We start from the raw sequence: 20,735 nt of genomic DNA, 5'->3' as shown, positions 1-20,735 counted from the left end.
CGCGGTACCGGGATGGCCGTTGCCGACCTTCTGTACGGCATCGGCGGCCAGGACGCGCGCGGTGTCCACCGCCCGCTGGTCCAACTCGGTCCAGTCGAGGTCTGTAGTGGTCGGCTTGGTGCTCACCCTGAGTCAGGGCTCCTCTCCACATGTCGAATGCCGGTGCACTGGGCGCCCACCGGCCGTTGTCGAGCCTACCCCCGTGAGTACGCGCGTTTTCTCCCCACATTCCAGACTGCCGGGACTCGCGGGGATCCGCCTCCCGACCGGGTTGTACGACATTCGGCAACTGAATACGGACCCGCTCATCTGACTGCTCAATCGAGCCGACATACGTATGTCTTCCCAGTCCCGTGAACACGACCCCACCCCCGCGAAGGCCGAGGTATGGGCAACGTCTACAGTGGCGTGGTACGCGCGAGCCTTTACCGGGACTTCACGGGGGGAGGCTTGCTGGGAGTCTCTGTCAGGGGTGTGCGTGACGGCCGTCGAATCCCGTCCAGCGGGGGTAATCGGTGCGAGCCAGAGCCCGGTCCGCCGGCCGTTCGGGGCCCGTGTCAGGGCCTTCGTGGCGCTGACCAAGCCGCGGATCATCGAGCTGCTGCTGATCACCACCGTTCCGGTGATGTTCCTGGCGCAGCAGGGAGTGCCGGACCTCGGTCTGGTCCTGCTCACCTGCCTCGGTGGCTATCTCTCCGCGGGCGGCGCCAACGCGCTGAACATGTACATCGACCGCGACATCGACGCGCTCATGGACCGCACCTCGCAGCGCCCGGTGGTCACCGGCATGGTGAGCCCCCGGGAATGCCTCGCGTTCGGCATCACGCTGGCGGTCGTCTCGACGCTGCTGTTCGGGCTGACCGTCAACTGGCTGTCCGCCTGGCTGTCACTCGGAGCGCTCCTCTTCTATGTCGTCGTCTACACGATGATCCTCAAGCGGCGCACGTCGCAGAACATCGTCTGGGGCGGCATCGCCGGCTGCATGCCGGTGCTCATCGGCTGGTCGGCCGTCACCGACTCGATGTCCTGGGCGCCGGTCATCCTCTTCCTTGTCATGTTCTTCTGGACGCCGCCCCACTACTGGCCGCTGTCCATGAAGGTCAAGGACGACTACGCGCGCGTGGGCGTGCCGATGCTGCCCGTGGTCGCCTCCAACAAGGTGGTCGCCAGGCAGATCGTCCTCTACAGCTGGGTGATGGTCGCCGTCTCGCTGCTCCTCACCCCCCTCGGTTACACGGGCTGGTTCTACACGCTGGTCGCCCTGGCGGCGGGCGGCTGGTGGCTGTGGGAGGCGCACGCGCTCCAGCACCGGGCGAAGGCCGAGGTGACGGGCGCGAAGCTCAAGGAGATGCGCCTGTTCCACTGGTCGATCACCTATGTGTCGCTGCTGTTCGTGGCGGTCGCGGTGGACCCCTTCCTGCGCTGACCCAGGTCACGTTGCCTCCGGCACCATCACGTCCCGTGCCGGCACAGGTCACAGGGTGCCGCTCTCGCCAGCCGGTCTACTCGTGAGTAGCATCCTGGCCATGGCAGACACGCAGCAGGTTGACCAGAAGGCCGAGCGCACGGCGGCGCGCCTCGCACGGCGGATCGGCGCCTTCGCCAAGGCCCACGGCGGCGCCGAGGGCCAGGTCGCCTACCTCGGCGAACGCGGTGCCCGGATCGTGCTCGTGGGTGAGGACGGCGGCTGGGGCGACCTGGTGGCCCCGACGTACGAGATCGCCGAGCAGGCGGTGGCGAAGTCCGGCATCACGGCCCACGAGTCCTTCGACGGCGAGTTCGCGGCGAAGGTGAGGACGGGCGCCTACGAGTGGAAGCGGATGGCGGGCCTCCAGATCGGGGGCTGACCTGGGCCTCCTGAGGCAGGCGGGAGACCGCGCGGGCAGCCGCGGGCGGCCCGTGCCCGCCGGACGAGCCACGCTCCCGGGCCGGGCCGCGACCTCAGTCCGGTTCACCCGTTAAGACGGTAGGCACGCACACCGTCCACAACGGGGAGCCCGGATGATCGAGACGCCGTCCCTGGTGGACCAGTACTGCCACGGAGTGCTCCGCACCGAACTGGGCCTCGGCACCTTCGAGGCCCAGCTCGCCCACACCGAGGGGCCGCCCGCCCCGGGCACCACGCTCTTCGACACACAGACCGGCTTCGCCGTGCGCCGCTGGTGCCCCCCGCTGCTCGGCCTCGAACCGCACTGCCCGCCGGCGAGCTATCTCGCCCGGCGCCGTGAACTCGGCGTGCTGGAGGCGGGCCGCAGGCTGCTGCGGGGCAGCGGCATCACCACCTACCTCGTCGACACGGGACTGGCCGGCGACCTCACGGGCCCCGACGAGATGGCGTACGCCGGTGCCGCCGAGGCCCGCGAGATCGTGCGCCTGGAACTCCTCGCCGAGCAGGTCGCCGACACCTCGGGCACCGTCGAGTCCTTCCTCGCCAACCTCGCCGAATCGGTGCACGGGGCCGCCGCGAACGCCGTCGCCTTCACCTCCGTCGCGGGGGTGCGGCACGGGCTTGCGCTCGCACCGGAGCCGCCCGGGCCCGGCGAGGTGCGCGGGGCGGCGGGACGCTGGCTGGCCGAGCGCCGGGTCGGCGGAGAACTCGACGATCCGGTGCTGCTGCGCCATGTGCTGTGGATCGCAGTCGCCTCCGGCCTGCCGCTCCAACTGCACGCCGGGCTCGGCGAGCCGCGCTCGCGCATCGACCGCACGGACCCGGTGCTGCTGACCGACTTCGTGCGGGCCACCGCGGGCCTCGGCACGGACCTCGTGCTGCTGCACGGCTACCCGTACCACCGGCAGGCCGCCCATCTGGCCGGGGTGTTCCCGCATGTGTACGCCGACTCCGGTGCCGCGCTGGTGCGCACCGGCGCCCGGGCGGCCAGTGTCCTCGCGGAGATCCTGGAACTGGCACCGTTCGGCAAGATCCTCTTCTCCAGCGGTGCACACGGGCTGCCCGAACTGCACGTCGTGGGCGCCAGCCTGTTCCGCGAGGCGCTGGGGCGGGTGCTGGGCACCTGGGTCGCCGAGGGCGCCTGGTCGCTGGGGGATGCACAACGGGTGGCCGGCCTGATCGCGGCGGAGAACGCGGGCCGCGTCTACGGCCTGGGTGACTGAGACACCCCCACACGCACACCTGCGGCCCTCGCCCACACATGGGGATGCAACACACGTGTCCCTGTGGTGCTCGCCCACGTGTGGGCGAGCACCACACCCGCCCACGCATGCGCTCGTGGTGGCCGCCTACGTACGCGCCTGTGGTGTCCGCCCACATGTGGGCCTGGCACACGCGCCCTCGCGCGCGTCCGGCTGGGTCATGCGCGCGTGGCGACCGGGGTCTCCCGGGAGGGGCCCGGCAGCGGGGCCGTCGCCTCGGGGCGCTCCCGCAGCGACAGCTGCACGCGCAGCACCCAGATCCACATCACACAGGAGCCCAGCATGTGTGCGCCCACCAGGACCTCGGGCAGATGCGTGAGGTACTGGACGTAGCCGATCGCGCCCTGGCACAGCAGCACGATGAACAGCTCGCGCGTGCGGTCCCGCGGGCCCTTGGGCGCGTCGACCGCCTTGAGGACGAACCACAGGGCGAAGGACAGCGTCACCACGATCCAGGCGAGCACGGCGTGCACTTCGGCGATGTTCTCCCAGTCGATGGGGATCCGGTCGACCTCGCTGGAGTCGCCCGCGTGCGGTCCGGCCCCGGTCACCACCGTGCCGACGGCGATCAGCAGGACGGACGCGGTCACCAGGACCCGCACCAGCTGCTCCACGGCCTTGCCGACCAGCGGGCGCGGCGGCCCGTCGCCCTCGCGGCTGCGCTGCCACATCACGGTGGCGACGGCGATGAGCGCGGTGGACAGCAGGAAGTGGGCCGCGACCGTGTACGGGTTCAGCCCGACCAGGACGACGATGCCGCCGAGCACCGCGTTGCCCATGACCACCCAGAACTGCGCCCAGCCCAGCCGGGTGAGGCCGCGTCGCCACGGCTTCTGCGCGCGGGCGGCGATGATCGCCCAGCCCACGGCCGCGCACAGCACATAGGTGAGCATGCGGTTGCCGAACTCGATGACGCCGTGCAGGCCCATGGCCCGGGTCGTGGTCAGTGAGTCGTCGGTGCAGGTGGGCCAGGTCGGGCAGCCGAGGCCCGAGCCGGTCAGCCGGACGGCACCGCCGGTGACCACGATGACCACCGACATGACGAGGGCGATGAGCGCCGCCCGCTGGACCGTCCGGGGGTTCGGGGTCCAGCGTTCGGCGATGAAGGCGAGCGGGTTGCGCACGGCCGCTGCGGCATCGGCGCGGGTCAGCTTTGGCACGCGCACCATCGTAGGGCGCCGCTTGTGCACGCGTTCACGAGGGTCCGCACTCCGGCCGCCCGGCGCCACCGCAAAGCCGCGCCGGCCTCGTGCCTGCGCCGCCCTCACGGCGTACGCGCGGACCGCGGCGAGCCGGTCACTCCCAGCGGAAGAACCGTCCGGCCGCGGCCAGCCCCACGACCGCCCAGCCGGCCAGGATCCCCAGGTCGCCCCACGGCATCCCGGCCCCGTGCTGGAGCACGTCCCGCAGCCCGTCCGACAGCGCCGTGACGGGCAGCAGCGCGAGCACGTCCTGGGCGCCGGAGGGGAACTTCTCCAGCGGGACGATCACACCGCCCCCGACGAGCAGCAGCAGGAAGACCAGATTGGCGGCGGCCAGCGTCGCCTCCGCCTTCAGCGTGCCCGCCATCAGCAGCCCGAGGCCCGAGAAGGCGGCCGTGCCCAGGACGAGCAGGAGCAGCACGGCGGCCACGGCGCCCGCCCCGCCGTGCGGCGACCAGCCGAGCGCGAAGGCGATCGCCGTCAGCAACACCACCTGAAGGACCTCCGTGACCAGCACGGACGCGGTCTTCGCGGTCATCAGTCCCCAGCGCGGCAGCGGCGAGGACGCCAGCCGCTTCAGCACGCCGTAACGCCGTTCGAAGCCGGTGGCGATGGCCTGGCCGGTGAACGCCGTCGACATCACGGCGAGCGCCAGGATGCCGGGCGTGAGGAAGTCCACCGCCCTGCCCGCGCCGGTGTCCACGATGTCCACCGAGCCGAACAGCACGAGCAGCAGTGTCGGGATCACGACCGTCAGCAGCAGTTGCTCGCCGTTGCGCAGCAGCAGCCGGGTCTCGAACGCGGCCTGGGCCGCGATCATGCGGGGCAGGGGAGCCGCGCCGGGCGCGGGGGTGTAGGTGCCCACGGTGGTCACGAGCGCAGCTCCTTGCCCGTCAGTTCCAGGAAGACGTCTTCGAGGGTGTGCCGTTCGACGGAGATCCGGTCCGGCATCACACCGTGCTGGGCGCACCACGAGGTCACCGTCGCCAGCAGCTGCGGATCGACCTTGCCGACGACCCGGTAGGAGCCCGGCGTCAGCTCGGCCGCGGCGCAGTCCGCCGGGAGCGCCTTCAGCAGGGAACTCACGTCGAGGCCCGGCCGCCCGGTGAAGCGCAGCGTGTTCTCGGCGCCGCCGCGGCACAGCTCGTCGGGGGAGCCCTGGGCGATGACCCGCCCGTCGTCGATGATGGCGACGTCGTCGGCGAGCCGCTCGGCCTCCTCCATGTGGTGCGTCGTGAGGATCACGGAGACACCGTCGGCGCGCAGGTCGGCGACCAGGTCCCAGGTGGCGTGCCGGGCCTGCGGGTCGAGTCCGGCCGTCGGCTCGTCCAGGAAGACCAGTTCCGGGCGTCCCACGACGGCCATGGCGAGCGCGAGCCGCTGCTGCTGTCCGCCCGACAGCCGCCGGTAGCTGGTGCGCCCGCAGCCGCCGAGGCCGAGCCGTTCGATGAGCGCGTCCACGTCCAGCGGGCGGGCGTGCAGCGCCGCCACATGACGCAGCATCTCGTCGGCCCGTGCGCCCGAGTACACCCCGCCGGACTGGAGCATCACGCCGATGCGGGGGCGCAGCGCGCCGGAGTCCCGCACCGGGTCGAGGCCGAGGACGCGCACGGTGCCCGCGTCCGGCCTCCGGTATCCCTCGCAGGTCTCGATCGTGGTCGTCTTGCCCGCCCCGTTGGGGCCGAGCACGGCGGTCACGCCCGCACCGGCCACCAGGTCGAGGCCGTTCACCGCGGTCTTCGTGCCGTACCGCTTCACCAGGGACTTGACCTCGATGACCGGGTGCGACACGAAGCGTCTCCCTGAGGGGTGGTCGGGAGACGGGCGGGCGGGCTCACTGCGCATGGCTCCAGAGTCTAGGGACGCCGCCCGGCTCTCAGACCGGCGGGTGCGGGAACTCGTCCTCGCGGGGCCGGTGCACCGACAGCCACCGTTCGGCGTACGCCACGGCGTCCGCCAGCGGGAACAGCCGCGCGTCGGCTGCGCCCACCGTGCCCCGCAGGACGGGCCGGTCCCGTTCGAAGTCGTGGCCCAGTTCGTCGAAGCGGTCCGAGCTGATCGACACCTCGGTGACCCGCTCCCAGCCGTCTGGGCCGGGGCGGCCCACCTCGACCAGCGGGGCCGGTATGCGGTACTCGGCCAGGTGGAAGGCGGTGCAGCTGGCGTAGCCCGCGCCGAGCAGCAGTACCCGGGCGCCCAGCTTTTCCAGCCGGGCCAGCGGACTTCGCTCGCCGAGCCGGCAGTCGGGCGCGTGTCCGGCGACGATCTCGGCGGCGTGCGGGCCGAGCGCGGCGAAGGAGGTGTGCGGGTGCGCGCTGCGCAGGGCGCCCGGCCAGGTCCGTACGGTCTCCGGGATCACGCCGACCCCGCGGGTGGGCGTGGTGCGCGGGTCGTAGCGGGGCATCGTGGCCCGGATGGTCTCCCACCACTGCTCGGGCACCGGCGGGCTGCGCCAGACGGCCGGATCGGACAGGTCGCCGGACTGGGCGGGCACCACGAGGGTGCCGTGCGGTCCGAGGGCGTCGAGCAGCCCCTGGACCACCGCGACGGCGCCGCCGCACACCCAGCCGAGCGAGCTGAGCGAGGAGTGCGCCAGCAGGATCTCGCCGGGTTCGACGCCGAGCGCGCGCAGCCGCGCGGAGACGGTGTCGCGGGTGACGAGCGGGCCGTTCACGGTGTCGGGCATGGCCCGGGAGTCTGCCGGACGCGGTGCCGCGCCGCCATCGAATTGGCCTGCGACGATCGATCAAAGATCGTTTCCGCAGGTCGGATTAGGTATGCCTAAGTGACCCAGGGCACCGTCCGCTCGGCGGGACGCGGCTTGTCAGGCTCTGAGGAATTACGCAACAATGGCGTTGTGAAAAACGTCGGCGAGGCTCGGGAGACCCCCAGGGGTACCCCCCAGGAAGAGCTCGCGGCCGGGGTGCGCTCGGATCGTTCCACGCGCAACCGGGTCGCGCGGTCCATCCTGGACCACGGCCCGTCGACCGTCGCCGAGCTGGCGGGACGGCTGGGACTGACCCAGGCCGCCGTGCGCCGGCACCTGGACGCCCTGGCCGCCGACGACGTCGTCGAGGCGCGCGAGCAGCGGGTGTACGGGGCGCGGACCCGTGGCCGCCCGGCCAAGGTCTTCGCGCTCACCGACTGCGGCCGCGACGCCTTCGACCAGTCGTACGACAAGCTCGCCGCGGACGCGCTGCGCTGGATCGCGGACCGGGAGGGCGGCCCGGAGGCGGTCGCCGCCTTCGCCCGCGCCCGGATCGCCGCGCAGGCCGGCGCCTACCGCAAGGCGATCGAGGCCGCCACGCCCGACAAACGCGCCGAAGCCCTGGCCAAGGCCCTGAGCGTCGACGGGTACGCTGCTACGGCGCGCAGCGCACCGGTCGGCGAGCAACTGTGCCAGCACCACTGCCCGGTCGCCCACGTCGCCGAGCAGTTCCCGCAGCTGTGCGAGGCGGAGACGGAGATCTTCGCCGAACTGCTCGGAACGCATGTCCAGCGGCTGGCGACCATCGCCCACGGCGACGGCGTCTGCACGACGTTCATCCCCAAGATTTCCACTGACGCATCTGCTAGCACGGCCGGGAGGAACCCCGCATGACTCTCCCCACGGAGACTGCCCACCCCGAACTTGAGGGCCTGGGCACGTACGAATACGGCTGGGCCGACTCCGACGAGGCCGGTGCCGCGGCGAAGCGCGGCCTGAACGACGAGGTCGTCCGGGACATCTCGGCGAAGAAGTCCGAGCCGGAGTGGATGACCAAGCTGCGCCTCAAGGGCCTGCGGCTCTTCGAGAAGAAGCCCCTGCCGAACTGGGGCTCGGACCTGTCGGGCATCGACTTCGACAACATCAAGTACTTCGTGCGCTCCACGGAGAAGCAGGCGGAGTCCTGGGAGGACCTGCCCGAGGACATCAAGAACACGTACGACAAGCTCGGCATCCCCGAGGCGGAGAAGCAGCGCCTCGTGGCCGGTGTCGCCGCGCAGTACGAGTCGGAGGTCGTCTACCACCAGATCCGCGAGGACCTGGAGGAGCAGGGCGTCATCTTCCTCGACACCGACACCGCCCTGAAGGAGCACCCGGAGCTCTTCAAGGAGTACTTCGGGACCGTCATCCCCGCCGGTGACAACAAGTTCGCCTCGCTGAACACCGCCGTGTGGTCCGGCGGCTCCTTCATCTACGTCCCGCCGGGCGTGCACGTGGAGATCCCGCTCCAGGCGTACTTCCGTATCAACACCGAGAACATGGGCCAGTTCGAGCGGACCCTGATCATCGTCGACGAGGGTGCCTACGTGCACTACGTCGAGGGCTGCACGGCACCGATCTACAAGTCGGACTCGCTGCACTCCGCGGTCGTCGAGATCATCGTCAAGAAGAACGCCCGCTGCCGCTACACCACCATCCAGAACTGGTCGAACAACGTCTACAACCTGGTCACCAAGCGCGCCGTGGCCTACGAGGGCGCGACCATGGAGTGGATCGACGGCAACATCGGCTCCAAGGTGACGATGAAGTACCCGGCCGTCTACCTGATGGGCGAGCACGCCAAGGGCGAGACCCTGTCCATCGCCTTCGCCGGCGAGGGCCAGCACCAGGACGCGGGCGCCAAGATGGTCCACATGGCGCCGAACACGTCGTCCAACATCGTCTCCAAGTCGGTGGCGCGCGGCGGCGGCCGCACCTCCTACCGCGGTCTCATCGAGATCGGCGAGGGAGCCCCGGGCGCCAAGTCCAACGTGCTCTGCGACGCCCTGCTGGTGGACACCATCTCCCGGTCCGACACGTACCCGTACGTCGACGTCCGTGAGGACGACGTGTCCATGGGCCACGAGGCGACGGTCTCCAAGGTCTCCGAGGACCAGCTGTTCTACCTGATGAGCCGCGGCCTGTCCGAGTTCGAGGCGATGGCGATGATCGTGCGTGGCTTCGTCGAGCCGATCGCCAAGGAACTGCCCATGGAGTACGCGCTGGAACTCAACCGGCTGATCGAGCTGCAGATGGAGGGCGCGGTCGGCTGAGCCGCCGGCCCGCAGTCCCCGTCAAGCCCTACGCAAGAAAGCGAGCAATACGACAGCCATGGCTGAGGCCCAGACAATTCCGGTGGGCTCCACCACCTCCGGCCAGATCGCGGTGGCCGCCGAGTCGACCGTCGCCACCCGTATGAGCGCGCCGCCCTCCTTCGACGTGGCGGACTTCCCGGTGCCGCACGGCCGCGAGGAGGAGTGGCGCTTCACCCCGCTGGAGCGGCTGCGCGGCCTGCACGACGGCAGCGCGGTCGCCACCGGCGACGGCGTGCGGGTGGACGTCGAGGCCCCCGAGGGCGTCATCGTCGAGACCGTCGGCCGCGACGACGCGCGGGTCGGCCGCGCGGGCACCCCGGTGGACCGCGTCGCCGCCCAGGCGTACTCCGCCTTCGAGAAGGCATCGGTGGTGACCGTCCCCAAGGAGACCGTCCTGACCGAGCCGATCCGCATCGCCGTGCGCGGCGAGGGCGGCACCGCCTTCGGCCAGCAGGTCATCGAGCTGGGCGCCTTCGCGGAGGCCGTCGTCGTCATCGACCACACCGGTGACGCGGTGCTCGCCGCCAACGTCGACTACCTCCTCGGCGACGGCGCCAAGCTGACCGTCGTCTCCGTCCAGGACTGGGACGACAAGGCCGTGCACGTGGGGCAGCACAACGCCCTCGTCGGCCGGGACGCCTCCTTCAAGTCGGTCGTCGTCACCTTCGGCGGCGACGTCGTGCGCCTGCACCCGCGTGTCAGCTACACGGGCCCCGGCGGCGAGGCCGAGCTGTACGGCCTGTACTTCACGGACGCCGGCCAGCACCAGGAGCACCGCCTCCTGGTCACCCACAACACCCCGCACTGCAAGTCGAACGTCGCCTACAAGGGCGCGCTCCAGGGCGACGCCGCGCACGCCGTGTGGATCGGGGACGTGCTGATCGAGGCCAAGGCCGAGGGCACCGACACCTATGAGATGAACCGGAACCTGGTGCTGACCGACGGCGCCCGCGTCGACTCGGTGCCGAACCTGGAGATCGAGACCGGCGAGATCGTCGGCGCCGGCCACGCCTCCGCCACCGGCCGCTTCGACGACGAGCAGCTGTTCTACCTGATGGCCCGCGGCATCCCGGAGCGCGACGCACGCCGCCTCGTGGTCCGCGGCTTCTTCGCCGAGCTGGTCCAGCAGATCGGCGTCGCGGACATCGAGGAGCGCCTGCTCGCGAAGATCGAAGAGGAGCTGGAGGCGTCGGTCGCATGAGCGCCTTCGTACGCGTCTGCGGGCTGAGCGAGCTGGAGGAGGACACCCCGAAGCGGGTGGAGATCGACAGCACGCCCGTCTCGGTCGTCAGGACCGAGGGGGAGGTGTTCGCGATCAACGACATCTGCTCGCACGCCAACGTCTCGCTCGCCGAGGGCGAGGTCGACGACTGCCACATCGAGTGCTGGCTGCACGGCTCGCGCTTCGACCTCCGCTCCGGAAAGCCCGACGCCCTCCCCGCGACGCGCCCCGTCCCCGTATACCCCGTAAAGATCGAAGGGGACGACGTGCTCGTCTCCCTCACCCAGGAGTCCTGAGGCACCCATGGCAACGCTTGAAATCCGAGACCTGCACGTCACCGTCGAGGCAGACAACGCCACGAAGGAGATCCTCAAGGGCGTCGACCTCACCGTGAAGCAGGGCGAGACGCACGCCATCATGGGCCCCAACGGCTCGGGCAAGTCGACCCTCGCCTACTCGCTCGCGGGCCACCCCAAGTACACGATCACCGGCGGCACCGTCCTGCTCGACGGCGAGGACGTCCTGGAGATGTCCGTCGACGAGCGCGCCCGCGCGGGCCTGTTCCTGGCGATGCAGTACCCGGTCGAGGTCCCCGGCGTCTCGGTCTCCAACTTCCTGCGCTCCTCCGCCACCGCGATCCGCGGCGAGGCGCCCAAGCTGCGTACCTGGGTGAAGGAGGTCAAGGAGACCATGGAACGGCTCCACATGGACCCGTCCTTCGCCGAGCGCAACGTCAACGAGGGCTTCTCCGGCGGCGAGAAGAAGCGCCACGAGATCCTTCAGCTGGAACTGCTGAAGCCCAAGATCGCGATCCTCGACGAGACCGACTCGGGGCTGGACGTCGACGCCCTGCGGATCGTCTCGGAGGGCGTGAACCGCGTCCGTGAGACCGGCGAGGTCGGCACCCTGCTGATCACGCACTACACGCGCATTCTGCGCTACATCAAGCCCGACCACGTCCATGTGTTCGCCGACGGCCGGATCGCCGAGTCCGGCGGCCCCGAGCTCGCGGACAAGCTGGAGAACGAGGGCTACGAGGCATACGTGAAGGGTGGCGCATCCGCGTGACACAGCTGCCGGGCCTCCTCGACACCGAGGCGATCCGCAAGGACTTCCCCGTCCTGGACCGACTGGTCCACGACGGCAGGAAGCTCGTGTACCTGGACAACGCGGCGACCTCGCAGAAACCGCGCCAGGTACTGGACGCCCTGAGCGAGTACTACGAGCGCCACAACGCCAACGTCCACCGCGGTGTGCATGTGCTCGCCGAGGAGGCCACGGCGCTGTACGAGGGGGCGCGCGACAAGGTCGCGGAGTTCATCAACGCCCCCAGCCGCGACGAGGTGATCTTCACCAAGAACGCCTCCGAGTCGCTGAACCTCGTGGCGAACATGCTCGGCTGGGCCGACGAGCCCTACCGGGTGGACCAGGACACCGAGATCGTCATCACCGAGATGGAGCACCACTCCAACATCGTCCCCTGGCAGCTGCTGTCGCAGCGCACGGGCGCGAAGCTGAAGTGGTTCGGCCTCACCGACGACGGCCGGCTCGACCTCTCCGACATCGAGGAGGTCATCACCGAGAAGACGAAGATCGTCTCCTTCGTGCTGGTCTCCAACATCCTGGGCACGGTCAACCCGGTCGAGGCGATAGTGCGCCGCGCCCAGGAGGTCGGCGCCCTGGTCTGCATCGACGCCTCCCAGGCCGCCCCGCACATGCCGCTGGACGTGCAGGCGCTGCAGGCCGACTTCGTGGCCTTCACGGGCCACAAGATGTGCGGTCCGACCGGCATCGGCGTGCTGTGGGGCCGCCAGGAGCTGCTGGAGGACCTGCCTCCGTTCCTCGGCGGCGGCGAGATGATCGAGACGGTGTCCATGCACTCGTCCACCTACGCTCCCGCCCCGCACAAGTTCGAGGCGGGCACCCCGCCGATCGCGCAGGCGGTCGGGCTGGGCGCGGCGATCGACTACCTCAACGCGATCGGCATGGACAAGGTCCTCGCCCATGAGCACGCGCTCACCGAGTACGCGGTGAAGCGGCTGGGCGAGGTCCCTGACCTGAGGATCATCGGCCCTGCCACGGCCGAGGACCGGGGTGCGGCGATCTCCTTCACGCTCGGTGACATCCATCCGCACGACGTGGGACAGGTTCTCGACGAGCTGGGCATCGCGGTACGCGTCGGACACCACTGCGCGCGCCCCGTCTGCCTGCGCTACGGAATTCCCGCGACCACGCGAGCGTCGTTCTATCTGTACTCCACGCCGACCGAGATCGACGCGCTGGTCGACGGACTGGAGCACGTACGGAACTTCTTCGGCTGACGGGACGAGCGATCGCATGAAGCTGGATTCCATGTACCAGGAAGTCATCCTGGACCACTACAAGCACCCGCACGGGCGTGGTCTGCGGGATGGCGACGCCGAGGTGCACCATGTGAACCCGACGTGCGGTGACGAGATCACCCTTCGCGTGAAGTACGACGGAACGACGATCGAGGACGTCTCGTACGAGGGCCAGGGCTGCTCCATCAGCCAGGCATCGGCCTCCGTACTGAACGATCTCCTCGTCGGCAAGGAGCTGGCCGAGGCGCAGAAGATCCAGGAGACCTTCCTGGAGCTGATGCAGTCCAAGGGCCGGATCGAGCCCGACGACGCGATGGAGGACGTCCTGGAGGACGCGGTCGCGTTCGCCGGTGTCTCCAAGTACCCGGCCCGGGTGAAGTGCGCCCTCCTGAGCTGGATGGCGTGGAAGGACGCGACGGCCCAGGTGCTGGGCGGAGCCGACGCCGAAAGGAAGACGGCATGAGCGACACCGTGGAGATGAAGCCGGTCTCGGAGGACGAGCTCCGCGAGGCCCTGATGGACGTGGTGGACCCCGAGCTGGGCATCGACGTCGTCAATCTCGGCCTGATCTACGGCATCCACATCGACGAGTCGGCGAACGTCGCCACCGTCGACATGACCCTGACGTCGGCGGCCTGCCCGCTGACGGACGTCATCGAGGACCAGGCCAAGTCCGCCACGGACGGCCTCGTCAACGAGCTGCGGATCAACTGGGTCTGGATGCCGCCGTGGGGCCCCGACAAGATCACGGACGACGGCCGCGAGCAGCTGCGGGCGCTCGGATTCAACGTCTGAGGCCCCGCCTCACCTCGTCCGCACGGTTTTCGCGGAAGCTGACGGCGGCACCCTACGGGGTGCCGCCGTTTACGTCTGTGCGGGGTCCGGCTGCTCAGCTCGGCCCGTCCTCTAGACGGAACGCCGAGTCCGCGCGGTACAGGTCGGAGTCCTGGTACGGGTCGAGCCTGAGCCGGAAGTCACGGTGGCGCAGAAGGCGGCCCGGGTAGTTCACCGACTCCAGCACGACCGCGCCGGAGCGGGCCGCGGGGCGCCGGCAGAAGGTGGCGTCCCTGCGGAACAGCGCCGAGCCGTCGTCGCGTTCGGCGCGCAGCACGAAGTCGCGGTGGCGCAGATAGGCGCCGTCGGCCGTGGCGAACGAGGTGCAGGATCCGTCGGCCAGGCCGTCGACCAGCCGGAAGGTGGCGGCGCGGCGGTCCGCGGGTGAGCCGACGGGATCGAGCCGGACCAGGCCGCCGCTCACGTGCCAGTAGCGGTCGGGGTAGTTCACCGAGCGGACGGACCGCAGGCGCGGGGAGCCCTGCGAGGCGCCGGACGAGCCGCCGGGCGCGGCGCCGGGCCCGGACGGGCGGGCCGAGGGAGTCGAGGGAGCCGAGGCGGCCCGCGTGCCGTCGCCGGGCGCCGGTGTGCGCGGCGCGGACGTGGTGGGCGTGGCCGGTGTCGGGCCGCTGCCGTCGCGCGGCGGGGCCGTCGTGCTCGACGAGGGCGAGGCGAAGGAGAGCAGTCCGGGGCCGGCGTTTGTGGGCGCCCCGGACGGCACCGGGGCCGACGACGCGTCGGCGGGCGGGCGGTCGACGGATATCGCCGTCAGACAGGCCACGACCGTGGCCGCGGCCAGCCCGCCGGCCAGCCAGAGTCTTCGCGTTCCCGGCGCCCGGGACGTGTCGGGGGACCAGCCGCGCTCCCAGGACGGGTGCCGCGGTGGCCGGGGGGTGGTTTCTGGCATGCGCTGTTCCTCCAGCGGCGCCCTGGGCGGCGGCCGGGGATGTGGGGGCGAGGTGATCGAGGCTGAAACACTAGTGGAGCCGGGCAGCCGGCGGGGAGGGTTTCAGCGAGCGGTCGGTGCCTGACGTTTCATCAGCTCGGGCCTGCTGTACCGGAGTTGGGCGATCGGCCGACCCGGCCGAAGTGGCCGCGCACCGTTATGTACGCTCGTACACATGGGGTATCTGCTGCTCTCCGGAGCCATCGCGGCCGAGGTGGCCGCCACGACCGCGATGAAGTACAGCGACGGCCTCAGCAGGCCGGGGCCCGCGCTGCTGACCGCGGTCGGCTATCTCGTCTCCTTCGTGCTGCTCGCCCGGGCACTGAAGAGCCTGTCGATCGGCACGGCGTACGCGATCTGGTCCGGGGTCGGCACCGCGACCATCGCGGTGCTCGGGCTGCTGCTGTTCGGGGAGGGGCTGAACGCGACGAAGATCACCGGGCTGCTGCTGATCATCGGCGGCGTCGTGGTCCTGAACCTGGGTGGCGCGCACTGATGGCCCGGCGCCACGACCCGGACCGGCGGCAGCGGATCATCGACGCGGCGATCCGGGTCGTCGGTGCGAAGGGCATCGCCGGGCTGAGCCACCGGACCGTCGCGGCCGAGGCGGACGTACCGCTCGGCTCCACCACGTACCACTTCGCCACCCTCGACGAACTGCTGGTCGCGGCCCTGCGGCAGGCCAACGAGGGGTTCGCCGGGGTGCTGGTCGGCAGCGGCGTACCGGACGACACCGAGGGCGACCTGGCGGCCGGGCTCGCGCGGGTGCTGGGGGAGTGGCTGGGCGGCGAGCGCACGGGCGTCGAGCTGGAGTACGAGCTGTATCTGGCGGCCCTGCGCCGCCCCGCGCTGCGGCCCGTGGCCGCGGAGTGGACCGAGGAGACGGCACGGCGGCTGGCCAACCGGACCGACCCGGTGACCGCCCGTGCGCTGCTCGCCCTGATGGACGGCATCTGCCTCCAGGTGCTGCTGACCGGCGGCGAGTACGACGAGGAGTATGCGCGGGAGGCACTGGCGCGGGTGATTCCCTGAGGGACCGGGCCGGGCCGGGTCGTGCCTGGGCCTGGCCCGGCGGGGCCGGCGGCGTTTTGGTGCCGGAGGGACGCGGTGCGCCGGCCGGTGCCTGGGGCGTCGCCGACTGGTGCTTGGGGTGTTGCGCCGGCCGGTGCTCGGGGTGCTTCGCCGACCGGCAGCTGAGATGCTGCTCCGCCGGTTCGCCCGTGCGGGCCCGCCCACGTTAGGTTGCCCTCATGACCGACACGACTGCTCCTCGTACCACCGGCGCCGTGGCCGCCGGTCTCGCCACCGTCGCCGCCGACGGCACCGTTCTCGACACCTGGTTCCCGGCGCCCGAACTGGTCGCCGAGCCCGGTCCGGCCGGCACCGAGTCGCTGTCGGCCGAGCAGGCCGAGCGGCTGCTCGGCGAGGGCGCCACGCGGGCCGTCGGCCCCGACCCCCGCCGGAACGTCGAAGTGGTGGCGGTGCGCACGGTCATCTCCTCCCTCGACGAGAAGCCGATCGACGCGCACGACGTCTATCTGCGCCTGCACCTGCTCTCGCACCGTCTGGTCAAGCCGCACGGGCAGAGCCTGGACGGCATCTTCGGCTTCCTCGCCAACGTCGCCTGGACCTCGCTCGGCCCGGTCGCCGTCGACGACATCGAGAAGGTGCGGCTCAACGCCCGTGCCGAGGGCCTGCACCTCCAGGTGACCTCGATCGACAAGTTCCCGCGCATGACGGACTACGTCGCGCCGAAGGGCGTCCGCATCGCCGACGCCGACCGCGTGCGCCTCGGCGCGCACCTCGCCGAGGGCACCACGGTCATGCACGAGGGCTTCGTGAACTTCAACGCGGGCACTCTGGGCACCTCCATGGTCGAGGGCCGCATCTCCGCGGGCGTCGTCGTCGGCGACGGCTCGGACATCGGCGGCGGCGCCTCCACCATGGGGACGCTGTCCGGCGGCGGCAACGTGATCATCTCGATCGGCGAGCGCTGCCTGATCGGCGCCGAGGCGGGCGTCGGCATCGCGCTCGGCGACGAGTGTGTCGTGGAGGCCGGCCTGTACGTCACCGCGGGCACCCGCGTGACCATGCCCGACGGCCAGATCGTCAAGGCCCGCGAGCTCTCCGGCGCCTCCAACATCCTCTTCCGCCGCAACTCGGTCACCGGCGCCGTGGAGGCCCGCCCGAACAACGCGGTCTGGGACGGCCTGAACGAGATCCTGCACACCCACAACTGACCTCGGGCGGCCGTGACATACGGCCGCCCACCGACCAACACCCTGACGCGCCGCCGGGGTTCTGCTGCGAAGCTCGCCCAGGTGTTCTGATTTGGATCAGCTCATGACCTCGGCCGGCGCGTCAGACAGCAGACCAGAGAAAGCGGCACTCGCCGCGACGCAGCTTCACCGAGGCCATCAGGCAACCCTAGCCTTGGGAAGCTCAGGTGGTCCGGGAGGCGTACAGGAGTGGGACTTGCCGTTATTCCAGCCATGTTCCGTTGCGCATGATGACTCTGCCGCGTAGTTCCGGTGAGCCGCGCCACGTGTGCACGCTCTTCGGCGCCACGCGCACATACACGAAGGAACCCTCCTCCGTCCGCGGGTCCCAGCCGAACTTGGCGGTGAACGCCTCCGCTGCGTCCTTGGGCACCTTCTGGTCCGGGAAGCACTCCGCCTCACCCTGGAGGAGCACCACGTCGAAGCTGTCAGGCAGCGCCAGACGCACGCGCGGCTCCTCGCGGACGTTCCGCGCGGTCGCGGAAGTGGCGCTGGTGCACATCCACACCGCTCGCCCGTCCCACAGGAACCACAGCGGCACCTGGTGCGGCCCGTGATCAGGATGAGCCGTCGACACCCATACGTCCCGCTCGGCAGCGAGCCGCGCCAGAGCGTCGCGCCTACGCTCCGCCGTCCCGCGACGAACGATTCCTGTGGTCTCCATGAGAACGGACCCTAGCCAAGCAGGCGCGCAGCGCGCCTGGGGCGCAGGACCTACTCCCGGCGACCGATGAGCCCAATGGCCGGCGCATCAGCTCTGTGGTAAGGGGGCTGTTCAGGTCGTTGTGAACTGGGTGTAGTGGGTGAGGAGTTGGGCCGTGATTTCGGGGGTGGCCGGGCGTAGTGGGGGGCGTACCGGGCCCGCGGGGTGGCCGAGTGCGTTCAGGAGTGCCTTGGTGGTGACCGTGCCGGGCAGGCCCGCCGCCGTCGTCGCCTCGATCAAGGGCGTGGCCCGTCGCTGGAGCCGGGCCGCGCGTGCCGGGTCGCCCGCGTCGAACGCCGCCAGGATGTCGGCGACTTCGCGTGGTACGACGTTCGCCACCGTGCTGACACAGCCCGCCGCGCCCACCGCGTACAGCGCGAGGATGTGCTCGTCGCAGCCCGCGTAGTACGCCAGTTCCGTGCGCGCCAGCACCTTCTGGGTGCCGAGGAAGTCGTAGGAGCAGTCCTTGACGGCCACGATCCGCGGGTGGTCCGCGAGCCGGATCATCGTCTCGGGCTCGATGCGGGTGCCGGTGCGGCCGGGGATGTCGTACAGCATGACGGGCAGTCCGCTCGCGTCCGCGACCTCCCGGAAGTGGGCCTCCAGCGCGTCCTGCGGGGGCCTGGAGTAGTAGGGCGTCACGACCAGCGCGCCGTCGGCGCCGGCCTTCTCGGCGGCGCGGGCCAGTTCGACGGTGTGCCGGGTGTCGAAGGTGCCGACGCCCGCGACGATCGTCGCCCGCGGGCCGACGGCCTCCCGGACGGCCCGTACCAGCTCCGCCTTCTCGGCGTCGGTGAGGGTCGGCGACTCGCCCGTCGTACCGCCGAGCACGAGTCCGTCGCAGCCCTCCGTGATCAGCCGCTCGGCCAGCTTTCCGGCGCCGTCGCGATCGAGCGCGCCTGTCGGTGTGAAGGGCGTGACCATGGCGCACAGGGCGCGGCCGAAGGGCGGAGCGGGGCGGTCCGGGTTCGTCATGGATCCAGTGTCGGCAGGCCAATGGTGTAGCTCCACTTAATTCTTCTACGAGGTATCGCTAAGCATCGCTGAGTGGTGGAGGGGTGGCACCGCTGCCCTGTGTCCAACTCGGCCGGTGTGGGTCACCATGGGCGGAACGGTCACCTACGGCAGTCATGGGAGGCAGCCATGAAGCTCGGCAAGGCACTGGCCACCGGAGTCGCGCAGGAACAGCCGCTCGACCACGCCGAAGAACGTGAACGCCCCGAGGAGACCCCCGCGCGCACCGCCGAACCGCAGCCGCCCGCGCCGGAAGAGGTGCCGGCCGCCCGATGAGGCTGCGGCTCCCCGCGGAACGCCCGACGGAGCCGCCGACCGGATACAAGATCGCCCACCCGATGCTGTCCCAGGACGGCACCAGGGCCGGCTTCACCGGGGTGTCACTGGGCGGCGCGCTGCCGTACGGGGTCCTCGACGACGCCTCCTGCGTCTACGGCCGACGGCACCGCCCGCCCTCGCGGCTGTGCGACTGCGGTTTCCACTGCGTGCACGACCGGACGGCCGCCGAGGCGTTGCTGTGCACCGCGGAGCACCGGGCGGCGGTCCTCCTGGAGGTCTCCGTCCTCGGCGCCTACATCCGCTTCGAACGCGGCTACCGCTACGCCCGGCAGCGGGTGCGCACGGCGGCCGTCGGCCCGTGCGCCTGCGGCGCCCGCGCCGCCGCGCTGGCCGACGCCGGCTGGGGCCGCCCGGGCTGGCGTGCCCTGGCGCCCGCCTGCGCGGGCTGTGTGCGCGCCCGTACGTCGGTCTCGCTCGCCGGATTCGCCGGGCTGGCCGGCGACGGGCTGCGGGTGTCGGCGACCGGTGGCCGGCCGTCGCCGGGCGGGCCGGCCGGCGTCGCTCCGCGCGGCGTGCCCGGCGTGCCCGGTGCGGCCGAAGGGTTCGGCGTGCCCGAACTCGTCGCTGAGGCCGCCCTGTTGCAGGCCCGCCTCGACTGGTTCCAGACCCAGTTGGCCCGCCTCGGCGACCGCGGCGCCGAAGGGAGTGGCGAGAACTGACCCGCGGTGGCGCGGCGCCGCGGTCCTGGCGCCCCCACTCACCGAAAGCTTGAACCGCCTGGACAAGAAAAGTTTTCGGTGAGAGGGTGGACGCATGCTGGACGTGACCGTGATCGAGGACCCCGAGGCCGCCGCCGTGTCGCTGGACCCGACGAGGGCCCGGCTGCTCGCCGAGCTGACCTCCGCGCCCGCGTCGGCCGCCATGCTGGCCGGCCGGGTCGGACTGCCCCGGCAGAAGGTGAACTACCACCTCAAGGCGCTGGAGCGGCACGGCCTGGTCGAGCTGGCCGGCGAGCGCCGCAAGGGCAACGTCACCGAGCGGCTGATGCGCGCGACCGCGGCGTCGTACGTGATCAGTCCGCTCGCGCTGGCCGCCGTACAGCCCGACCCGGATCGCTTCCGTGACCAGCTGTCCGCGCGCTGGCTGCTCGCGCTCGGCGCCCGGCTCGTCCGGGACGTCGGCACGCTGATCACCGGCGCGGCGAAAGCCCGCAAGCGGCTGGCGACGTACGCCCTGGACGGCGAGGTCCGCTTCGCCTCGGCCGCCGACCGTGCGGCCTTCGTGCAGGAGCTGACGGCGGGGGTGAGCGCCCTCATCCGCAAGTACGACGCTCCCGACGCCGAGGGCGGACGGGACCACCGGATCGTCGTCGCCGTGCACCCGACGCTCAAGGACGAGACCCCGGCCGGTGGACGGCCCGCAGTCGGTGGGCAGCCCTCTGCGGAGGGGCAGGCCGCGGTCGGTGGGCTGCCCCGGGACGGTGGCCGGGCCGCGGAAAGCGGGCGGCCCGCGGTCGGTGAGCAGTCCCCGGGCCATGGCCGGGCCGAGGTGAGCGGGCAGGCCACGGTCGGTGAGCAGCCTTCTGTGAGTGGACAGCCGTCGGTCGGTGGGCGGGCCCCGGGCGGTGACCGGTCGCCGGGCGAGGATCGGTTCCCGGGCGGTGATCGGTCCCCGGTAAGCGATCAGCCCGCTGTCAGCCATCA

24 protein-coding genes and 1 pseudogene are annotated in these 20,735 nt (G+C 71.2%); 17 read left to right on the top strand and 8 right to left on the bottom strand.

Translation table 11 applies throughout. The features are described from left to right. Nucleotides 1-126 (bottom strand): hypothetical protein (locus ACIRFL_RS17440; RefSeq protein ID WP_404029245.1); only part of this gene is annotated, 126 nt, incomplete at its 3' end. 346 nt (nt 127-472) lie between these two features. On the opposite strand from ACIRFL_RS17440, the gene ACIRFL_RS17435 reads away from it, so the two are divergent. The 3 genes from ACIRFL_RS17435 to ACIRFL_RS17425 all read left to right on the top strand — a co-directional run bounded on the left by ACIRFL_RS17435 (nt 473) and on the right by ACIRFL_RS17425 (nt 3,111). Beyond that, nucleotides 473-1,426 carry a heme o synthase gene (locus tag ACIRFL_RS17435; protein ID WP_404029233.1) on the top strand — a complete coding sequence of 318 codons (954 nt, stop codon included), beginning with the start codon at nt 473-475 and terminating at the stop codon, nt 1,424-1,426. A gap of 100 nt (nt 1,427-1,526) precedes the next feature. Further along, on the top strand, nt 1,527-1,847 hold the full coding sequence (locus ACIRFL_RS17430; protein WP_404029231.1) for a hypothetical protein: 321 nt from the start codon (nt 1,527-1,529) through the stop codon (nt 1,845-1,847). A 154-nt stretch (nt 1,848-2,001) separates the two neighbouring features. After that, nucleotides 2,002-3,111, top strand: a complete 1,110-nt coding sequence (locus ACIRFL_RS17425; RefSeq protein ID WP_404029229.1) for an amidohydrolase family protein — start codon at nt 2,002-2,004, stop codon at nt 3,109-3,111. A gap of 197 nt (nt 3,112-3,308) precedes the next feature. On the opposite strand, the gene ACIRFL_RS17420 is transcribed toward ACIRFL_RS17425, so the two are convergent. From ACIRFL_RS17420 to ACIRFL_RS17405, 4 genes are all read right to left on the bottom strand, one after another. Continuing rightward, nucleotides 3,309-4,319 (bottom strand): heme A synthase, encoded by a 1,011-nt coding sequence (locus tag ACIRFL_RS17420; protein ID WP_404029227.1) that lies wholly within the window; start codon nt 4,317-4,319, stop codon nt 3,309-3,311. A 127-nt stretch (nt 4,320-4,446) separates the two neighbouring features. After that, nucleotides 4,447-5,172 (bottom strand): ABC transporter permease, encoded by a 726-nt coding sequence (locus ACIRFL_RS17415; protein WP_404029243.1) that lies wholly within the window; start codon nt 5,170-5,172, stop codon nt 4,447-4,449. Nucleotides 5,173-5,222: 50 nt separating this feature from the next. Next, nucleotides 5,223-6,197, bottom strand: coding sequence for an ABC transporter ATP-binding protein (locus tag ACIRFL_RS17410; RefSeq protein ID WP_404029225.1), 975 nt, complete (start codon nt 6,195-6,197; stop codon nt 5,223-5,225). Between the two features lie 31 nt (nt 6,198-6,228). Beyond that, complete coding sequence (locus ACIRFL_RS17405) at nt 6,229-7,038, bottom strand: aminoglycoside N(3)-acetyltransferase (protein WP_404029223.1); 810 nt, start codon at nt 7,036-7,038, stop codon at nt 6,229-6,231. 171 nt (nt 7,039-7,209) lie between these two features. Here ACIRFL_RS17405 and ACIRFL_RS17400 point away from each other — a divergent pair, with 171 nt between their 5' ends. Genes ACIRFL_RS17400 through ACIRFL_RS17365 form a run of 8 tightly spaced genes read left to right on the top strand, consistent with a single transcriptional unit; the run spans nt 7,210 to nt 13,772 of the window. Further along, nucleotides 7,210-7,953: a helix-turn-helix transcriptional regulator gene (locus ACIRFL_RS17400; RefSeq protein WP_404029221.1), complete on the top strand. Its 744-nt coding sequence runs from the start codon at nt 7,210-7,212 to the stop codon at nt 7,951-7,953. Further along, nucleotides 7,950-9,371 (top strand): Fe-S cluster assembly protein SufB, encoded by a 1,422-nt coding sequence (gene sufB, locus ACIRFL_RS17395; protein ID WP_383089999.1) that lies wholly within the window; start codon nt 7,950-7,952, stop codon nt 9,369-9,371. The genes ACIRFL_RS17400 and sufB overlap by 4 nt, the downstream gene beginning before the upstream one ends. Before the next feature lie 58 nt (nt 9,372-9,429). Next, nucleotides 9,430-10,614 carry a Fe-S cluster assembly protein SufD gene (gene sufD / locus ACIRFL_RS17390; RefSeq protein ID WP_404029219.1) on the top strand — a complete coding sequence of 395 codons (1,185 nt, stop codon included), beginning with the start codon at nt 9,430-9,432 and terminating at the stop codon, nt 10,612-10,614. After that, complete coding sequence (locus ACIRFL_RS17385; protein ID WP_404029217.1) at nt 10,611-10,931, top strand: non-heme iron oxygenase ferredoxin subunit; 321 nt, start codon at nt 10,611-10,613, stop codon at nt 10,929-10,931. Before sufD ends, ACIRFL_RS17385 begins: the two co-directional genes overlap by 4 nt. A gap of 7 nt (nt 10,932-10,938) precedes the next feature. Beyond that, nucleotides 10,939-11,703, top strand: a complete 765-nt coding sequence (gene sufC, locus ACIRFL_RS17380) for a Fe-S cluster assembly ATPase SufC (protein WP_404029215.1) — start codon at nt 10,939-10,941, stop codon at nt 11,701-11,703. Further along, a complete protein-coding gene (locus ACIRFL_RS17375) occupies nt 11,700-12,956 on the top strand; it encodes a cysteine desulfurase (RefSeq protein WP_404029213.1) in 1,257 nt (418 codons plus the stop codon). Before sufC ends, ACIRFL_RS17375 begins: the two co-directional genes overlap by 4 nt. 16 nt (nt 12,957-12,972) lie before the next feature. Beyond that, the gene (gene sufU / locus ACIRFL_RS17370) at nt 12,973-13,440 is read left to right on the top strand and encodes a Fe-S cluster assembly sulfur transfer protein SufU (protein ID WP_404029211.1); all 468 of its coding nucleotides are present in this window, start codon (nt 12,973-12,975) and stop codon (nt 13,438-13,440) included. Then, nucleotides 13,437-13,772 carry a metal-sulfur cluster assembly factor gene (locus ACIRFL_RS17365; protein ID WP_404029209.1) on the top strand — a complete coding sequence of 112 codons (336 nt, stop codon included), beginning with the start codon at nt 13,437-13,439 and terminating at the stop codon, nt 13,770-13,772. The genes sufU and ACIRFL_RS17365 overlap by 4 nt, the downstream gene beginning before the upstream one ends. Before the next feature lie 94 nt (nt 13,773-13,866). On the opposite strand, the gene ACIRFL_RS17360 is transcribed toward ACIRFL_RS17365, so the two are convergent. Next, nucleotides 13,867-14,718, bottom strand: coding sequence for an AbfB domain-containing protein (locus ACIRFL_RS17360; RefSeq protein ID WP_404029208.1), 852 nt, complete (start codon nt 14,716-14,718; stop codon nt 13,867-13,869). 214 nt (nt 14,719-14,932) lie between these two features. Between ACIRFL_RS17360 and ACIRFL_RS17355 the strand changes: the two genes are divergently transcribed. The 3 genes from ACIRFL_RS17355 to dapD all read left to right on the top strand — a co-directional run bounded on the left by ACIRFL_RS17355 (nt 14,933) and on the right by dapD (nt 16,997). Continuing rightward, nucleotides 14,933-15,253, top strand: a complete 321-nt coding sequence (locus ACIRFL_RS17355) for a DMT family transporter (protein ID WP_404029206.1) — start codon at nt 14,933-14,935, stop codon at nt 15,251-15,253. Beyond that, nucleotides 15,253-15,789 carry a TetR/AcrR family transcriptional regulator gene (locus tag ACIRFL_RS17350; protein ID WP_388722095.1) on the top strand — a complete coding sequence of 179 codons (537 nt, stop codon included), beginning with the start codon at nt 15,253-15,255 and terminating at the stop codon, nt 15,787-15,789. The genes ACIRFL_RS17355 and ACIRFL_RS17350 overlap by 1 nt, the downstream gene beginning before the upstream one ends. Before the next feature lie 218 nt (nt 15,790-16,007). Then, the gene (gene dapD, locus ACIRFL_RS17345) at nt 16,008-16,997 is read left to right on the top strand and encodes a 2,3,4,5-tetrahydropyridine-2,6-dicarboxylate N-succinyltransferase (protein ID WP_404029204.1); all 990 of its coding nucleotides are present in this window, start codon (nt 16,008-16,010) and stop codon (nt 16,995-16,997) included. Nucleotides 16,998-17,238: 241 nt separating this feature from the next. Here dapD and ACIRFL_RS17340 read toward each other — a convergent pair whose 3' ends face one another. Both ACIRFL_RS17340 and dapA read right to left on the bottom strand, forming a co-directional pair. Beyond that, nucleotides 17,239-17,700, bottom strand: coding sequence for a pyridoxamine 5'-phosphate oxidase family protein (locus ACIRFL_RS17340; protein ID WP_404029202.1), 462 nt, complete (start codon nt 17,698-17,700; stop codon nt 17,239-17,241). A 111-nt stretch (nt 17,701-17,811) separates the two neighbouring features. Beyond that, nucleotides 17,812-18,714 (bottom strand): 4-hydroxy-tetrahydrodipicolinate synthase, encoded by a 903-nt coding sequence (gene dapA, locus ACIRFL_RS17335; protein WP_404029200.1) that lies wholly within the window; start codon nt 18,712-18,714, stop codon nt 17,812-17,814. 168 nt (nt 18,715-18,882) lie between these two features. Here dapA and ACIRFL_RS17330 point away from each other — a divergent pair, with 168 nt between their 5' ends. The 3 genes and pseudogenes from ACIRFL_RS17330 to ACIRFL_RS17320 all read left to right on the top strand — a co-directional run. Beyond that, nucleotides 18,883-19,029 (top strand): hypothetical protein, encoded by a 147-nt coding sequence (locus tag ACIRFL_RS17330; RefSeq protein WP_404029198.1) that lies wholly within the window; start codon nt 18,883-18,885, stop codon nt 19,027-19,029. After that, nucleotides 19,026-19,751: a hypothetical protein gene (locus ACIRFL_RS17325; RefSeq protein WP_404029196.1), complete on the top strand. Its 726-nt coding sequence runs from the start codon at nt 19,026-19,028 to the stop codon at nt 19,749-19,751. The genes ACIRFL_RS17330 and ACIRFL_RS17325 overlap by 4 nt, the downstream gene beginning before the upstream one ends. Before the next feature lie 94 nt (nt 19,752-19,845). Beyond that, nucleotides 19,846-20,427, top strand: a pseudogene (locus ACIRFL_RS17320) (ArsR/SmtB family transcription factor); the annotation flags it as partial. Between the last annotated feature and the right edge of the window lie 308 nt (nt 20,428-20,735).

The organism is Streptomyces sp. NPDC102462 (assembly GCF_044765425.1).
Taxonomy (GTDB): domain Bacteria; phylum Actinomycetota; class Actinomycetes; order Streptomycetales; family Streptomycetaceae; genus Streptomyces.
The sequence above is the reverse complement of the archived record's forward strand: the minus strand, read 5'-3'. Positions and strand labels throughout refer to the sequence as shown.

Coding starts and splice junctions, on each gene's coding strand:
- ACIRFL_RS17430 (WP_404029231.1), top strand. CDS start 1,527: ATGGCAGACACGCAGCAGGTTGACCAGAAGGCCGAGCGCACGGCGGCG.
- ACIRFL_RS17425 (WP_404029229.1), top strand. CDS start 2,002: ATGATCGAGACGCCGTCCCTGGTGGACCAGTACTGCCACGGAGTGCTC.
- ACIRFL_RS17420 (WP_404029227.1), bottom strand. CDS start 4,319: ATGGTGCGCGTGCCAAAGCTGACCCGCGCCGATGCCGCAGCGGCCGTG.
- ACIRFL_RS17415 (WP_404029243.1), bottom strand. CDS start 5,172: ATGATCGCGGCCCAGGCCGCGTTCGAGACCCGGCTGCTGCTGCGCAAC.
- ACIRFL_RS17410 (WP_404029225.1), bottom strand. CDS start 6,197: ATGCGCAGTGAGCCCGCCCGCCCGTCTCCCGACCACCCCTCAGGGAGA.
- ACIRFL_RS17405 (WP_404029223.1), bottom strand. CDS start 7,038: ATGCCCGACACCGTGAACGGCCCGCTCGTCACCCGCGACACCGTCTCC.
- sufB (WP_383089999.1), top strand. CDS start 7,950: ATGACTCTCCCCACGGAGACTGCCCACCCCGAACTTGAGGGCCTGGGC.
- sufD (WP_404029219.1), top strand. CDS start 9,430: ATGGCTGAGGCCCAGACAATTCCGGTGGGCTCCACCACCTCCGGCCAG.
- ACIRFL_RS17385 (WP_404029217.1), top strand. CDS start 10,611: ATGAGCGCCTTCGTACGCGTCTGCGGGCTGAGCGAGCTGGAGGAGGAC.
- sufC (WP_404029215.1), top strand. CDS start 10,939: ATGGCAACGCTTGAAATCCGAGACCTGCACGTCACCGTCGAGGCAGAC.
- sufU (WP_404029211.1), top strand. CDS start 12,973: ATGAAGCTGGATTCCATGTACCAGGAAGTCATCCTGGACCACTACAAG.
- ACIRFL_RS17365 (WP_404029209.1), top strand. CDS start 13,437: ATGAGCGACACCGTGGAGATGAAGCCGGTCTCGGAGGACGAGCTCCGC.
- ACIRFL_RS17360 (WP_404029208.1), bottom strand. CDS start 14,718: ATGCCAGAAACCACCCCCCGGCCACCGCGGCACCCGTCCTGGGAGCGC.
- ACIRFL_RS17355 (WP_404029206.1), top strand. CDS start 14,933: ATGGGGTATCTGCTGCTCTCCGGAGCCATCGCGGCCGAGGTGGCCGCC.
- ACIRFL_RS17350 (WP_388722095.1), top strand. CDS start 15,253: ATGGCCCGGCGCCACGACCCGGACCGGCGGCAGCGGATCATCGACGCG.
- dapD (WP_404029204.1), top strand. CDS start 16,008: ATGACCGACACGACTGCTCCTCGTACCACCGGCGCCGTGGCCGCCGGT.
- ACIRFL_RS17340 (WP_404029202.1), bottom strand. CDS start 17,700: ATGGAGACCACAGGAATCGTTCGTCGCGGGACGGCGGAGCGTAGGCGC.
- dapA (WP_404029200.1), bottom strand. CDS start 18,714: ATGACGAACCCGGACCGCCCCGCTCCGCCCTTCGGCCGCGCCCTGTGC.
- ACIRFL_RS17330 (WP_404029198.1), top strand. CDS start 18,883: ATGAAGCTCGGCAAGGCACTGGCCACCGGAGTCGCGCAGGAACAGCCG.
- ACIRFL_RS17325 (WP_404029196.1), top strand. CDS start 19,026: ATGAGGCTGCGGCTCCCCGCGGAACGCCCGACGGAGCCGCCGACCGGA.